The 14,269-nt window shown below is 68.7% G+C and carries 15 protein-coding genes; 11 read left to right on the plus strand and 4 right to left on the minus strand.

The features are described from left to right. Positions 1 to 184 precede the first annotated feature (184 nt). Entirely contained in the window at positions 185 to 838 is a 654-nt protein-coding gene (locus ATM97_RS17585; RefSeq protein ID WP_218719112.1) for an MBL fold metallo-hydrolase, read from the plus strand. Positions 839 to 947: 109 nt separating this feature from the next. Here the strand turns inward: ATM97_RS17585 and ATM97_RS17590 are convergent, their stop codons facing one another. After that, complete coding sequence (locus tag ATM97_RS17590; RefSeq protein WP_218719113.1) at positions 948 to 1,175, minus strand: DUF6480 family protein; 228 nt, start codon at positions 1,173 to 1,175, stop codon at positions 948 to 950. 422 nt (positions 1,176 to 1,597) lie between these two features. On the opposite strand from ATM97_RS17590, the gene ATM97_RS17595 reads away from it, so the two are divergent. Further along, positions 1,598 to 2,512, plus strand: coding sequence for a histidine kinase (locus ATM97_RS17595; RefSeq protein WP_308248527.1), 915 nt, complete (start codon positions 1,598 to 1,600; stop codon positions 2,510 to 2,512). Continuing rightward, on the plus strand, positions 2,509 to 3,162 hold the full coding sequence (locus tag ATM97_RS17600; protein ID WP_218719114.1) for a response regulator transcription factor: 654 nt from the start codon (positions 2,509 to 2,511) through the stop codon (positions 3,160 to 3,162). Before ATM97_RS17595 ends, ATM97_RS17600 begins: the two co-directional genes overlap by 4 nt. Positions 3,163 to 3,174: 12 nt before the next feature. On the opposite strand, the gene ATM97_RS17605 is transcribed toward ATM97_RS17600, so the two are convergent. Then, positions 3,175 to 4,731 carry an alpha/beta hydrolase gene (locus ATM97_RS17605; RefSeq protein ID WP_218719115.1) on the minus strand — a complete coding sequence of 519 codons (1,557 nt, stop codon included), beginning with the start codon at positions 4,729 to 4,731 and terminating at the stop codon, positions 3,175 to 3,177. A 209-nt stretch (positions 4,732 to 4,940) separates the two neighbouring features. Here ATM97_RS17605 and ATM97_RS17610 point away from each other — a divergent pair, with 209 nt between their 5' ends. The 6 genes from ATM97_RS17610 to ATM97_RS17635 all read left to right on the plus strand — a co-directional run bounded on the left by ATM97_RS17610 (position 4,941) and on the right by ATM97_RS17635 (position 11,340). Beyond that, positions 4,941 to 5,357, plus strand: coding sequence for a hypothetical protein (locus tag ATM97_RS17610; RefSeq protein WP_218719116.1), 417 nt, complete (start codon positions 4,941 to 4,943; stop codon positions 5,355 to 5,357). A gap of 164 nt (positions 5,358 to 5,521) precedes the next feature. Then, entirely contained in the window at positions 5,522 to 6,859 is a 1,338-nt protein-coding gene (locus ATM97_RS17615; RefSeq protein ID WP_374104876.1) for an ammonium transporter, read from the plus strand. 1,118 nt (positions 6,860 to 7,977) lie between these two features. Further along, positions 7,978 to 9,156, plus strand: a complete 1,179-nt coding sequence (locus ATM97_RS17620; RefSeq protein ID WP_218719117.1) for a ThiF family adenylyltransferase — start codon at positions 7,978 to 7,980, stop codon at positions 9,154 to 9,156. A 2-nt stretch (positions 9,157 to 9,158) separates the two neighbouring features. Further along, the gene (locus ATM97_RS17625; RefSeq protein WP_308248535.1) at positions 9,159 to 9,785 is read left to right on the plus strand and encodes a GNAT family protein; all 627 of its coding nucleotides are present in this window, start codon (positions 9,159 to 9,161) and stop codon (positions 9,783 to 9,785) included. Positions 9,786 to 9,958: 173 nt separating this feature from the next. After that, on the plus strand, positions 9,959 to 10,933 hold the full coding sequence (locus ATM97_RS17630; RefSeq protein WP_218719119.1) for a helix-turn-helix domain-containing protein: 975 nt from the start codon (positions 9,959 to 9,961) through the stop codon (positions 10,931 to 10,933). A 194-nt stretch (positions 10,934 to 11,127) separates the two neighbouring features. Then, the gene (locus ATM97_RS17635; RefSeq protein ID WP_218719120.1) at positions 11,128 to 11,340 is read left to right on the plus strand and encodes a helix-turn-helix domain-containing protein; all 213 of its coding nucleotides are present in this window, start codon (positions 11,128 to 11,130) and stop codon (positions 11,338 to 11,340) included. Positions 11,341 to 11,565: 225 nt separating this feature from the next. Here the strand turns inward: ATM97_RS17635 and ATM97_RS17640 are convergent, their stop codons facing one another. Continuing rightward, positions 11,566 to 12,195 carry a TetR/AcrR family transcriptional regulator gene (locus ATM97_RS17640; RefSeq protein WP_218719121.1) on the minus strand — a complete coding sequence of 210 codons (630 nt, stop codon included), beginning with the start codon at positions 12,193 to 12,195 and terminating at the stop codon, positions 11,566 to 11,568. A 49-nt stretch (positions 12,196 to 12,244) separates the two neighbouring features. On the opposite strand from ATM97_RS17640, the gene ATM97_RS17645 reads away from it, so the two are divergent. Beyond that, positions 12,245 to 13,063 (plus strand): alpha/beta fold hydrolase, encoded by an 819-nt coding sequence (locus ATM97_RS17645; protein ID WP_218719122.1) that lies wholly within the window; start codon positions 12,245 to 12,247, stop codon positions 13,061 to 13,063. A 190-nt stretch (positions 13,064 to 13,253) separates the two neighbouring features. Further along, positions 13,254 to 13,580, plus strand: coding sequence for a hypothetical protein (locus ATM97_RS17650; protein WP_218719123.1), 327 nt, complete (start codon positions 13,254 to 13,256; stop codon positions 13,578 to 13,580). A gap of 6 nt (positions 13,581 to 13,586) precedes the next feature. On the opposite strand, the gene ATM97_RS17655 is transcribed toward ATM97_RS17650, so the two are convergent. Further along, complete coding sequence (locus tag ATM97_RS17655) at positions 13,587 to 14,150, minus strand: hemerythrin domain-containing protein (RefSeq protein ID WP_374104877.1); 564 nt, start codon at positions 14,148 to 14,150, stop codon at positions 13,587 to 13,589. Positions 14,151 to 14,269 lie beyond the last annotated feature (119 nt).

A 14,269-nucleotide genomic window follows, 5' to 3' on the forward strand; every position in this document is an offset into this window, starting at 1 on the left:
ACAAGGCGGCCCCTGCCGGAACGCCGCCCGCCGATACCGGTGTCGCGTCGCGCAGAGTTCGCCACTCGAGGTACAGCTAGCCTTGATCCTGTGAGCCGGCAGCGTCGGCACCGATGCTGCCGACCCGACGGCCCCCGCGGCCGCCGAGGGGCAGGTGCGTTTTCGTGACGACGGGAGAAGCACGATGAGCATGTCGGTAGCGTCGCTCGGGCATTCGACGGTGCGGCTGGCGGGGCCAGACGGTGTGGTCGTGATCGACCCGGGGGTCTTGGCGCCACCGGCGGCCTTCGAGGACGTGGCGGCCTACCTGATCACCCATGATCACGACGACCACGTCGACGGCGGACGCATCGCCTCGGCGCTGGCCGCACAGCCGAGCGCCCGGGTGCTGGCTCCGCAGGTGGTGATCGACAAGCTGCTCGCCGCCGGCGTCGAGGCCGGGCAGCTCGAAACAGCTACAGCGGACACCGTTTTCGAGGTCGCGGGCTTCGCGGTCCGGGCGGTGGTGGGTGAGCACGCCGCGATCTATCCGACCCTGCCGGATTCACCCAACGTCGCCTACCTGATCGACCGCCGGATTCTGCATCCCGGTGACGCCTTCCCCGCGCTGCCCGACGGTACCGCGCTCGATGTGCTGTTCCTGCCGGTGAGTGGGCCGTGGATGCGGTACGCCGATGCCGTGGACTATGTCGCCGAGACCCGGCCGGACCTGGTCGTCCCCATCCATGACGGCGACCTCAACGACATCGGCCGCACCCTGACCGACCAGCTGGCCGGCCTGCTGCCCGAGACGGTGCGCTACCAGCGCCTCGACGTCGGCGTGCCTGTCACGGTCTGAGGCGCTCCCACGGACCGAACCAGCGTCGGGAATCGGCGACGAGGCGATCTCCTGTCGGATTCCTCGTGAGGAGGTCCGTTCGCGGGTGGCATGAGAATGGTCCCTTTCCTCACCGAGCGAGTACCACTCCTACGGCGGCGACGACGAAGACCGCCACCAACAGCACCGCCACGATGACAGCCGCCACCCCGGTCGGTGGGAAATGGCGGCTGGTGCGCGGCTCCGGCGCAGAGAGCCCCGAGGTCTGGGCGGATTCCGGCGGCGTCGATCCCGGTGGCACGCCGCCTCCCGGTTCCAGATCGGGAGTGTTGGCTGGGTCGGGGTCTGTCGAGTTCATTCCCACCTCTCTTCTTCGGGTTCCCTCTCCCCGCTATAGACGCTGTCGTCGTTTTCAATCGCGGAGGTAACGCCCGACGACGGCATGTTCCGGAAGGTGGAGGTCAGGCGACCGGATGTCACACCACAGGGGGAGGCCGGGGTGTGCTGTCCGATCTAGGGTGATCGGGTGGTCGACGAGCGGGTCGTGGTCTGGATGCGGCAGCGGACGGCGCTGGCGGATGGGGTTTCGGCGCTGGTTCTGGGGGTGGTGTGCGCGCTGATCGGGGTGCTGGTGGGGGCCGGGGGTGCGCATTTCGGGTTCACGGTCGCGTTGCTCGTGCCGGTGGCGTTTCGCAGGCGATGGCCGGAATGGGCGGCGGTCGCCGTGGCGGTGGTGGGTTGGCGCAATGGGCGACGGTCCGGGCCACGATCGGAGCTCTGGTGGCGGACGTCGCGGTGCCGATCATGGTGTACACCCTCGCCGCGTACGGGCGGTGGTACTGGAGCCGGATCGGGCTGGCCGCGGGCCTGGGTGGGGCGATTCTCGGGGGTTGGAGCTGGCCGCAGCTGCCGATGCCCGCGCTGGCGCATCTGATCGTCGGCGCGTTTCTGGCGAGCACGGTGGTCGCGGCCTGGCTCGGGGGCGCCTGGCAGCGATCCCGGCGAAGGGAGTTCGCGGCGCTGGCCGAACGCGCGGCATTGCTCGAGACCAATATCGAACAGCGGACCCGGCTGGCGGTGCTGTCCGAACGGACACGGATCGCACGCGACATCCACGATATTCTCGCGCACTCACTGGGGGTGATCATCGCGCAGTCCGACGGCGGCCGATACGCCGCGCACGCGGAGCCGCAGCGGGCGATCGAGGCGTTGCAGGCCATCGGCGCTCAAGGTCGAGAGGCGCTGGTCGAGACCCGCCGAGCGATCGGAGTACTGCGTGAGGACGACGGCGGGGGACCGGATGCCATACCCGCACTGGGTATTTCGGACCTGCCCGCCCTGGTCGACGAGGTTCGTGGCGCCGGGCTGACGGTGGACCTGACGATCGAGATGGCCGGTGCGGAGCCCGACTCCGGCGTGCATCTGGTCGTGTACCGCATCGTGCAGGAGGGGCTGACCAATATCGTCAAGCATGGGGGACCTGATGCGCGAGCCGAGATTTCGGTGCGTTCGGGCCGGGGCAGGCTGTGCGTTCGCATCGCCGACGACGGGTCCGCCACCGTTCCCGGCCCCGCCGGTTACGGGCTGATCGGGATGCGCGAGCGGCTGGCGGCTTACGGCGGCGAACTCGAGTTCGGCCCGCGACCCGGGCGCGGCCACCTCTTGGAAGTCCGAATCCCGTGGGAGAGCCGATGATCACGGTGATGCTCGTCGAGGATCAGGTTCTCGTCCGCGCGGGCTTGCGCATGGTGGTGGACTCCCAACCCGACCTGCGTGTCGTCGGAGAGGCCGGGGACGGGTTGTCCGCACTCGCGGTAGCGGCGAGCGTCGCGCCGGATGTGGTCGTCATGGACGTCCAGCTGCCGCATCTGGACGGCATCGAGACGACCCGCCGCTTGCTGGCGACCGAACATCAGCCCAAGGTGCTGGTGCTGACGACCTACGACCTCGACGACTACGCCGTGGCCGCCGTGCGCGGCGGCGCCAGCGGGTTCCTGCTGAAAGACGCTCCGCCGGAAGACTTTCTGGCCGCGATCCGCACCGTGCACGCCGGTGATGCCGTGCTGGCCGCCTCCACCACCCGCCGCCTGCTCGACCGCCTCGCCCCGCCGGTCAACCTGGCCGCCCGCCGCCAGGTCGGCGTCCTCACCCAGCGTGAGACCGAGGTGCTGCGGGTCATGGCCCGTGGTCTGTCCAATGCCGAGATCGCGGCGACGCTGGCCGTCGGGGCGGGCACGGTGAAGACCCATGTCCGCCACATCCTCGGCAAGCTCGGTGTGCGCGACCGGGTCCAGGCAGTGATTCTCGCCCACGAGGCCGGACTCGGGTCCGGCTCCGTCGGCTGAATCAGCGCAGGGCTACCGATCCCGCGCGCAGTGGGAGTCGGTGGCAGGCAGGGTGCCGTCCAACAGGTACCCCTCGACAGCGTTGTCGATGCACGCCGAGCGATCGAACAGGTAGACCCCGTGGCGGAAGGCGTTGTCCAAGGTGAGCGCGCGGGCCGCCGGGAGTGCCTGGCGCATCGCGCGTTGTCCGGCGACGGGGGCGACCGGGTCGCCCTCGGCGCCGACGAGCAAGGCGGGCGATCGGTTTCCGATGGTGGTCGCGGGCTCGACGGGGCTCACCGGCCACAGCGGGCAGGGGGTGACGCGGCGGGCGAGGGCCCCGAACATCGGCTCCGCGGCGCGGTGGCTCTCGATATCGGCGTAGGTGTCCTCGATGTCGCGGGCGGCGCGGTCGGCGCATTGATTGGCGACCGTCGCGCTGAAACCGAATGCGGGCAGCACCGTCGAGTCGGCGTACAGCGCGAGTTTGGCCGCCAAGCCGGCGGGCGGGTCGACGGGGTGACCGAGGGTCGCGTCGGACAGCGCCCGCAGTTGGGCGCTGAAGTCGGTGTAGGACGTGTCGGAGTCGTCGACGGTGAGCAGCAGGCCCGCGACCATGTCCGCGGTGATGGTGACCTCGGCGATGCCGACCGGCACGGTCGAGATCGCGTCGAACATCGCGTCGATCGCCGCGAGCACCGCCTCCGGGGTTGTGCCCCAGGCGAGTTCGGCATCGCGGCCGGCAGCCCAGCGTGCCCAATCCGCGAGCGCCGCCGCGGCGGCCGGTGCGGTGGCGCGGGTCAGGTCCGGGCCCGGCGCACCGGGATCGAGGCTGCTGTCGAGGACGAACCGATCGGCGTGCTCCCCGAACATCTGGAGATAGACGGCGCCCAGGTACGTGCCCCACGACCAGCCGAGATACGAGATCTTCGGTACTTCCAGCAGCGTCCGGAGCAGGTCCATATCGCGTGCCATCGCCCGGGTCGAGGCGTGCGGCAGCAGCTCTCGCTGCGGTTCGCACAGGCGAGCGAGCTCGCGCGCCTGTGCGACGGTGCGGTCGAACCCCGGCCGGTCCGCCGGCGCGGTCTGCGCGAGACCGAGATAGGCGCTCGTGGACCAACCGCATTCCAGCGGTGATGCGGCGCCGAAGAACCGGGGATCCATGCCGATCAGGTCGTAGCGCTCCGCGAGGGCCGCCGTTGCCGGATGACCACCCTCGGGCCCGTCGACGAGCATCGATACCCCGTCCCGTGACGGTCCCGGTCCGCCGGTCTGCACCACCAGGGTGCCGAGCCGGTGCGCGGGGTCGGACGCGGGTCGGCGCGCTACCGCGATCGTGATCTTCCGACCCGTGGGATCGGCGTAGTCCAGCGGTGCCTGGAACTCTCCGCACAGTGCTCCCGCCGCGGCCAGTCGGGCACCGACCGTGTCCTGTGCGCTGGTGCGGCAATCGTGCCAGTCGATGATGTGATCGGGGCTTCCCGACGCGGCCGGCTGGGGATTGCAACCGGTCAGCATCACCGTGGAGACGAGCACCGAGACTGCCGATGCCATTGTTTTCCAGTAGCGGTCGATCCTGATTTCGTTCATGGCAGTCGACGTTAGGAAGCGGCGTGGCCGCCGGCATCTACCCGGCGAACGACTGTGGACTCCGTCGCTGGGGATACCTGGCCATCGGTGGTGCGATTCGCCCTGGACGCTCTGGCGTATGCGGTCTGTCGATTTTCCGGGCTCCCATTCGACCTAGGAAAAGACGGCCGGCGGCAGGGCCGGACAACCTACCCGAATGAGGATGCGAAATGACTGGCAACGATCTCGATATACTGCTCGGCGCGTGGGAACTGACCGGGCGTAGCCACGCCGCGGATCACGACGACATCACCGGGACTCTCACCGCGACCCGCCTCCTGGACGGCGGGCTCTTGCAACTCGACGGCCGCATGCTGGTCGGGAACACCGAGATCCACAGCCTGGAATTGATCTGGCCGGACGACACCGGCTCGGGTTTCGCCGCGCACGTGTATTCCGGTTCCGGCGCCCCGCTGAATTACCGGTGGAGCCGTCGGGGTGACACGATCGTGCATGCCGGACTCGGCATGACCTACACCGGCACCATCAGCACCGACGGTGCCACGATCACCGGTACCTGGCTGCCCGACCCGGACCGTCCGGACATGGCCGAGGCTGCCTATGACGCCACGATGCGCCGGATCTGAACCGGCCGTGCCCGATCTGGTTCGCTGAATTCATCGACTCGAAACACCGCGGGTTGTTCCGGGAAACAGCGCTTCTCGATGCTGTGCCGGAATCCCGTCGGATAAGAGGTACGAATGTGAATTCGGGAGATACCGCGTGGGTGCTGGCCTGCGCCGCGCTGGTGATGGTGATGACACCGGGACTGGCGTTCTTCTACGGCGGCATGGTGGGCAGCAAAAGTGTGCTCAACATGCTGATGATGAACTTCAGCTGTCTGGGTGTGGTGTCGACGCTCTGGCTGCTCTACGGCTACAGCGAGGCATTCGGCGACGATGCCGGGTACGGGCTCGTCGGCGACATGTCGCACGCGCTGCTGCGCACGACTCAGGGGACGTTGTCCGGGCCGGCCGGCCACCAGATTCCGACCATGGCGTTCGTGATGTTCCAGTTGATGTTCGCGGTCATCACGACGGCGCTGATCACCGGTGCGATCGCCGGTCGGACTCGTTTCTGGTCGTGGATCGTGTTCGCGGCGCTCTGGGTCAGCGTCGTGTATTTCCCGGTGGCGCATTGGGTTTTCCACGTCAGCGGTTTCACCGATACCGACTCCTCCGGTACCTCCTCGGAGGTCGGCGGGTGGATCGCGAACCGGCTGGGGGCCTTCGATTTCGCCGGCGGCACCGCGGTGCACATCAACGCCGGCGCGGCGGCGCTGGCGTTGGTGCTGGTGATCGGCAAACGTCACGGCTGGCCGCGCAGCATCGCTCGCCCACACAATGTGCCGTTCACCCTGCTCGGTGCGTCGCTGCTGTGGTTCGGCTGGTATGGCTTCAACGCCGGATCCGCGCTGGCCGCAGGCGATCTCGGTGCCCTCGCGTTCACCAACACCACCATCGCGGCAGGCGCGGCGTCGTTCGCCTGGATCGTCGTCGAACAACTCCGAGACGGGCGACCCACCACCATCGGCGCGTCCTCGGGCGCGGTCGCGGGCTTGGTCGCGATCACGCCGGCGTGCGGATTCGTCGGATCTGTCGGCGCCCTGTGCATCGGGGTGGCCGCGGGCATCTGCTGCGCACTGGCCGTCGGCCTGAAATACACCTTCGGCTACGACGATTCCCTCGACGTGGTCGGAGTCCATTTGGTCGGGGGAGTGGTCGGCACCCTGCTGGTCGGGCTGTTCGCCGACGTCTCGGTCAACCCCGCAGGAGGCAACGGCCTTTTCTACGGCGGCGGATTCGTCCAGTTGCAGCGCCAAGCCATCGCCTCGGTGGCCGTCATGGCCTACTCGTTCCTGGTGACCCTCCTGCTGGCGTGGCTGGTCGACAGGCTCGTCGGCCTGCGCGTCGACTCCGAATCCGAGGCCGAGGGCATCGACGAATCCGAACACGCCGAGTCCGCTTACAGCCCGACCACTCCGCCCGGTGCGTTGGCCCCCGCTCCGGTCCAGCCTCGGCCGGTGGCCCGGCCCCCACGTGTCCCGGTGCCCCGTCCCGCTCCGCGGCCCAACGACCACTTCTGGTGACCGCGGGCTGGCCGGAATGCGGACCGGGGCCTGCGCGGGGTGATCGGTGTTGGGTTCACGGTGAACGAAAGCCCTTGTCGGGGGCGGCGGTCGCGCGGGAGTTCTTCGCGCTGCCGATGGAACAGCGGCGCGAGATCGCCCTATCCACTCGCCACAATTCCGGGAATACACCAGTACCGGGCGCGAATTCACGGCGGGCGCGAGCAGATCGACATCGGGGCCGAGCGGGCCGTCCGGCCTGCCGGGGACGGCTCGGGACCGGATCATCGGGCCGAATCAGTGACCGGTCGCGGCGCCGCGACTGCGTGCGCTCACCCTGACGTGGCAAGCCGAGGCGTTGCTGGTCAGCCGGGAAGTGCTGCGCGCCTTGGCCGTCGCGCTCGGACGGGACGAGGGCTACATCGATCGGTGGTTCGACCAGGAGGTCTCGACTCACGGCAAGATCATCCACTATCCGGGCCGGGACACCTCCGGCGACGACCAGGGGTGGGCGCCCACAAGGACTACGGATACCTCGCGCTGCTGCAACAGGACGGGGCGAGATGCTCGAGATCGCCACCCGGGGCTATCTGACGGCCACCCGGCATCGCGTGGTCAGCCCACCCGCCGGAGTCGACCGGTACTCGGTGTCGTTCTTTCGCGGCCCCGCCTCGACGCGATCGTCGAACCGCTCGCGCTGCCCGCCGACCTCGCCGCCAGGGCCCGCGGCCGATGCGCTCGCCGAACGGGGACGCAGGTGAGGGAGCACTGGTCGGTCGGCCGCGAGGGAGTCGACGACCCGATCGCCGATCTGACGGCTGCTCTGCCCGGAGCCCGGTGGCGGCGCCCACCGATCCACGTGGTGGTCCGCCCCGTGGACCGGACGGCGCCGCACCGTCGACGCCGCGAAATCGATGCTTGCGGGACTTTAGCGAGACCGACGACGGGTGAGGCGTTGGATTGCCGGTCATGTCGACTCGGCGGGTCATCGTCGCAGTTTGGCCGGAGTGCGGGCGCGCCATGCCGGTGGACCGAAGGTCAGTTAGCTGAAAGTGTGCTGTGTGTAGTCTTTGCGCGTCCTGGTCGAAGGAGGCGCGCGGTGTCCGCTCGTCTCATGAGGGTCGGAGGTTTGTGCACACATGATTCGGCATCGCTCGGTTCCGCGTCCGCCGGTACTCGCGCCCGGCGTCGCGACATCGCATTTCCGTCCCGTGCTGCTCGACGCGTCGAGCCCGGAAGGACTGCGCGATCTGGAAGCGCTGGCGGGCTCGGATGCTGTCGGTGCGGTGCACGACACGATCGACGATCAGCTCGACGAACTGATCCGCTGCGAGGACCCCGCTGTCTCGCAGACAGCGGAGTCCCTGGCGGCGTCGCGACGTCGGATCTGCGGCGAAACCGCATTGTGGCGGTGGGGAACGTGGGTGTTCTATCCGTGGAACGGCCGGCTGGTGCATGTGCTGCCGCGCGAGGGTTTCCAGCGGGTGCGGACCGATCGGAACCGCAACAAGATCGACCGCGGGCAGCAGCGCGACCTGCGCGAGCGGCGGATCGGTGTGGTCGGGCTGTCGGTGGGCAACAGCGCGGCGGTGACGCTGGCGATGGAAGGGGTCGGCGGTTCGTTCCGCCTGGCCGACTTCGACACGATCGGGCTGTCGAACCTGAACCGGCTGCGGGCGGGGATCGGTGATCTCGGGGTTTCCAAGGCGGTGCTGGCGGCGCGGCAGATGTTCGAGATCGACCCCTATCTCGACATCGAGGTGTTCACGGCCGGGCTGACCGAGGAATCGATCGGGTCGTTCTTCGACGGCGTCGACGGCACCCGGCCGCTCGATCTGCTCGTGGAGGAATGCGACACGGTGTGGGCGAAAGTCGCCGCCCGCGAGTACGCGCGGAGCCGGGGGATCCCGGTGCTGATGGACGCCAATGATCGCGGCCTGCTCGATGTCGAGCGCTTCGATCTCGAACCACTGCGCCCGCTGTTCCACGGCCGCACCGGCACGGCGACCTCGTCCGATGTCGCGAGGATGAACCGGGACGAGCTGCTGTCGTTTCTGCTGGCGGTCGTCGACGAGCCGCAGCTGAGTGCGGCGATGCGCGACGCGATCGGGGAGATCGGCCGAACCCTGTCCAGCTGGCCACAACTCGCCTCGGGGGTGATGCTCGGCGGCGCGCTGGTGGCGGACACCGCACGCCGGATCCTGCTCGGCGAGCTGATCCCGTCGGGGCGGAGCTATATCGACCTCGACGAGCTCATACCCGCCGAAGGTCGGCGGATCGACGCGGAATTCGCGCAGGTGATGGAGGAAGTCCGTTGACGGTGGACCTGCGCGACGTGGAACTGGTCGGTACGCGACTGCGGTTGCGTGATCTGCGTGCCGGTGATCTGGGCACCTATCAGCGGATCTTCACCGATCCACAGCTGACCCGATTCATGGGCACCGACAGCATGGGTGTCCGGGCAGCGGCGGCGGCGTTCGACGCCGCCCTGCGCGCCCGCGGTGAGAGCCCGCGGCGCAAGTACACGCTGGCGATCACGGCACCCGATGAGGACACCATGGTCGGCACCATCGGCCTGCTGGTCGAGGATTTCGGCAGCAACGCGATGATCGGCGGTCTGGTCGTGATTCCGGAAGGGGCGCTGCGCGCGGGTGGCATCGAGGCGGGGCGGCTCATGGCGGCCTTCGCCTTCGGGCCGCTCGGGATCCACCGGGTCTGGGCGGGGCATCGGCACGATCATCCGGTGATGGACACGGTGATGGCGGGAGTGGGCTTGACACCGGAGGCGCGGCTGCGACAGCTGTACCGAACCCAGGGCCGGTGGCGCGACGTGTGCACCTATGCGGCGTTGCGGCCGGAATGGGCCGCGACGGCGACCGCGGCCGAACGCCGGATTCTGGCGTTGCGGCCCACCGCGGCAAGGGAACACGCCGTCGCGGGCCGGTGAGGTCGGTGCGCAACCCTGCCGAATCGGGCTCCGAGCGGGCGATGTCGCGATAGCATCGCCGACTACAGGCCCATGCAATCACCTTTGCCCCGAATTGCCACCACCCGAAACGCGCATCGGCCGGCGACGGGAGGCACTCCACCGCCGGCTTGGATCCGAAGTGGAGATCACCGATGGCAGTGCTGATCGACTCCGACTATTTCACGCCGGCGGACCGCCGCGAGGCGGTCACCGCCATCCTGCAGGAAGCCGATATCGGGGCGAACCTGCAGATGTGGGATTCACCGGCGGAAGTGGTCAGCCGGCACCAGGCCTGGATGCTGGGTCCGATCGCGCTCACCCGCTCGGAGGTCTCCGGCCACCAGGTCTGCCGCACCAGGCGGCACGAGCGGATCACGCCCAGCGACACCCTGACGGTGACCGTTCAGAACGGGCAGGTCCGCAGGCACGAACAGTTCGGTGCGCAAACGCTGATCGAGCCCGGCGCCTGCGAGGTGATCGACCTGGCCACCACGTTCGCCTCCGGCTGGCACGGTCTCGGCGGAACGCTCTGTCTGCAGCTGTCCAGGGAGCGCCTCGGGATCTCCGCGGAAACGGTCGTCGCGGCGCACGGGCGGCTGGCGGCATCGCCGCTGTACCCGATGGTCACGGCGCAGATCCAGCATCTCGTCGCGATCGCCGACCAGCTCGAAGCCGACCCGGCCGCCGCCTCGGTGGGCGAGTCGTGCCTGGAAATGGTTCGGGCGCTGCTGATCTCGGCGGCCGGCCGCGGTCCGGGTGATGGTGGCGCCATCCCGGAGCAACTGCTGATCGAACAGATCCTCGAGTACGTGCGGACACACCTGGCCGATTCGACCCTGAAGATTCCCGGCATCGCCGCCGCCAACAACATCTCCGTCCGGCACCTGTACAAGGTCTGCGCGCAGTCGGGTATCAGCCTCGAGCAGTGGATCATCGAACAACGCCTGGTCCGGGCCCGCGACATGCTGATCGACCGGGGTTACGCGCACCGTTCCGTCGCCGCCGTGGCCGGTGCCGTGGGCTTCCGCGATGCCGCCCACTTCACCCGGCGATTCCGGGAGGCGTTCGGCATGACGCCCCGGGACTGGCGCCGCAGCGCCTCCGACGCGGACACCCCGCCGACGTAGCGACGGAGTTCCCACGGCGCGGAAGTTTGTGCGTGCACAGTCAGTGGCCGTGCAGTCACAGCCTGCTTCGGCGGCGAATTCGCCCTTATCGTTCGAATGTGGCTGCGCGAGACCGCTTCAGGAGTGTGAGTGTTCGCCGATGGACACCCGCTCCGATGCGGTCCGCGCCGAGGCATCGAGAGAGAGGGGAGACCATGTCCACGATCGGCAAAGCCATCCGGGCGGCGAGGACGGCCTCCGGTTTCACGCAGGCGGAGTTGGCCGACTGGATCGGCATCAGGGACGGAAACCAGATCAGTCGTTGGGAACGGGATGTGGTGACACCCAGTGCCGACAGTGTCGGCGAGTTGAAGAGGGTCCTGGGGGTGCGTCTCGACAACACGTCCGGAGGTGCGATGTCGTGCTGACCTGAACGCCTTTCCCGCCGGAGGCTGCGGTCGAGCCCACGGCTGCGAGAGCTACGAAACGACCTGGGAGGTCGGGTAGTTCGGGGGGAGGGACGATCGTCGGTACGACCGCGCAGCATTCGAGCCGTGGCCCTTGCTCAGGGCCACGGCTCGAATGCTGTCGACGACTCGACACCAGGCTGATGTTTCCGTCGGAACACCGACGCATGCGCGGTGGCTGACCCGTCAGGCGCCGTCGTGGCGGAGCGCATGTTCCTCGTCGCGTTCGGCATGCGCGTCGGGGAAATGGGTTCCGTGCGCGACGATTCCGGCGACGGTGTCGATGTAGTCGGTGCCCAGGGGTAGCCCCCGCAGGACCGAGCGCGCCCACAGCGAGCCTGCCAACAGATCTATGACGGCGCCGACATCGACGTCGGCCGGGATCTCCCCGCGTGCGATCGCCCGGTCGAAGATGGCCTGCTCGCGTTCGAGTCGTTCGCTGAAGAACTGGTGGCCGACGGTGGCGAGAGCCGGTCGCGACGCCGATGCGGACAAGACCGCCGCCGCGATGGCCGCGGTGTCCTCCGCGGTCAGCAATCGGGCGATCTCGACTCCGAGCGCGGCGAGATCGCCGCGAAAGGTACCGGTGTCGGGGATGGAAATCCGCAGTGGCGCGGCAACAGTCAGTGCCGCGGCCAGCAACGCATCCTTGGACGGCCACCACCGATACAACGTCGTCTTGTTGACCCCGGATCTCTGGGCGACCGCCTCCATCGTCAAGCCGTCATATCCGGTCTCGGCGAGGAGTTCGAGGGCGGCGAGGTGGATGACCTCGGCTTTGCGCGGGCCTGCGGGAGGTGGGTCGGTTGCGGACATGTCGTAACGATACAACGCAACGTAGCGTTGTTTTTTGAGGAGGGCTGTGATGTCGGAATTTCTGCCGGTGGTTCTCGTCCACGGAATCAGGCTGAGCGGGGCGGCTTGGACGATGGTCGCCGATCGCATCGCCGACACTCATCCGGTGATCGCGGTCGATCTGCCCGGCCACGGACGTCGTCGCGGCGAGAAGTTCACGCTCGCCGCTGCTGCCGAAACAGTCACCGCCGCCATCGATTCCGTCGGTGGCCGCGCTGTGGTCGTCGGGCATTCTCTAGGGGGATACGTCAGCATCGCGGCCGCGGCCGCGGCTCCTGACGCAGTGGCCGGCCTCGTCGTCGCCGGCTCCACCTGCGTGCCGAGCCGATCGCTGATGCTGCCGTTCTCCGTCATGCATCGAGTGCTGTCGCGGCAATCCGATGGCGGCCAGCGGACGAGTGCGCGGCTGTTCGACGCGATGCTGCCCGAGCCGGTGGCGGTCGCCGTCAGCGGCGCAGGCATCGCCACCGAGGTGATCCCGGACGTGCTCGCCGAGCTCGGCCGATTCGACGTACTCGGAGCACTGGGCTCACACCCAGGCCCGGTGTGGCTGATCAACGGCCGCCATGATCACCTGCGGGTACATGAACGTCGCTTCGTTCGGGCCTGCCGCGCCGGACGGCTGAGTGTGGTCCCCCGCGCCGGGCATTACCTGCCCTTGGCCGATCCTGAACGTTTCGTCGACATCGTTCTCGAAGCGGCCACGGGCGCTGAACAGCTGCACCGGCGTTCGCGGAATCCGACGTCTGGCAACTGTTCATGCACTACATCGACTTTCGTGGCGCGCACGACGCCGGGTACGAAGTCGGCGGACTGCGTTACGCGGTAGACGCCCACGACTGGCGGCGGGTGAGGATCGCCGGGTGGCTCGACCTGACCAATGATCGCGTCGTCGGCGGGGACGCCATACGACCCGCGCCGCCGGTGCCGAACCGGTTCTGTCCCATCCCGAATTCGCCGACGCGGTGCGTTCGGCACGGCGCGAGGTCGGCCGAGGGGGCCGACTCGAACGAAACCCGTTGCTGCGCTCGAAGGTCGTGCACGGTCGGCCGGGTCCGGCCACCGGCGCCACGCTGCGTGAGCTGCTCACCACGATGAGCGAATCCCTGCGCGACGAAACCCGCGGCGAGAAGCTGCACCGGGCACTCGACCGCACCTACCTGCGACCCGCGCCCACCCAGGAACGCGCCGCCGAACTACTCGGACTGCCCTTTTCCACCTACCGCCGACATCTCACCCGTGCGGTCGAGCGGGTCATCGACAAGATGTGGGAGATCGAGCTGTACGGCGCCGAGTTCTCGACCGAGATGGCCGCCGAGGACCGGGCCGGGAACGGTGATTCGTAGCGACGATCAGCGGAGACTGCCGACACCGAGCGATCCGTTCGGCGGCGGCTCCTGATTCTCGGCGGCGCGGACGTAGGCGACGGGGTCCTTGTCGACCGGCCGCACGCCGGCGTAGTGGCGGGCCTCGTAGGCGGCGAAGGTGACTGCCAACGCGTGGCGCTGCGGCACGCCGGCCAGGCGGCGGAAATCGGTGAGGCCCTCGCGTTCTTCCTCCGCCATGTGGTCGCTGTTGGCGAGATTGGCTGCCGCGACGGCCGCGAACCAGTCGTCGGTGCCGACCTGATGATCCGCGACCGCGGCCACCGCGTCCCTGATGTCGTTGTGGTCGTGGATGGCGTCGAGCGTTTCGCTCTCGACCGCGCCTGTGCGCCTCGCCGCGATTCCGGCGTGCAACAAGGCCGGGTAGAAGATCTCCTCCTCGGCCAGCGCGTGCAGTTCCAGGAAGGCGGCGAGCCGGTCCCAGATCGCGGACAGCGCCTCGGTGTCGGTGCGGTTGATCTGTTCCAGGATCGCGAACAGACGCCGCTGTTCGTGGTGGTCGTCAAGGATCAGCTGGGTGATATCCACGATTCCTCCCTGAGACTGCTCGTCACAGCATGCAACGCCGGGGGCACCGGGCGTCGTCGTCGACATGCCGACGATAGCGCACCGTCTTCGACGACCGCGGGCCACGGGCCGGCCGCGCCGCG

Origin of the sequence: Nocardia sp. MH4, assembly GCF_019266065.1 — a bacterium.
Lineage (GTDB): Bacteria > Actinomycetota > Actinomycetes > Mycobacteriales > Mycobacteriaceae > Nocardia > Nocardia canadensis.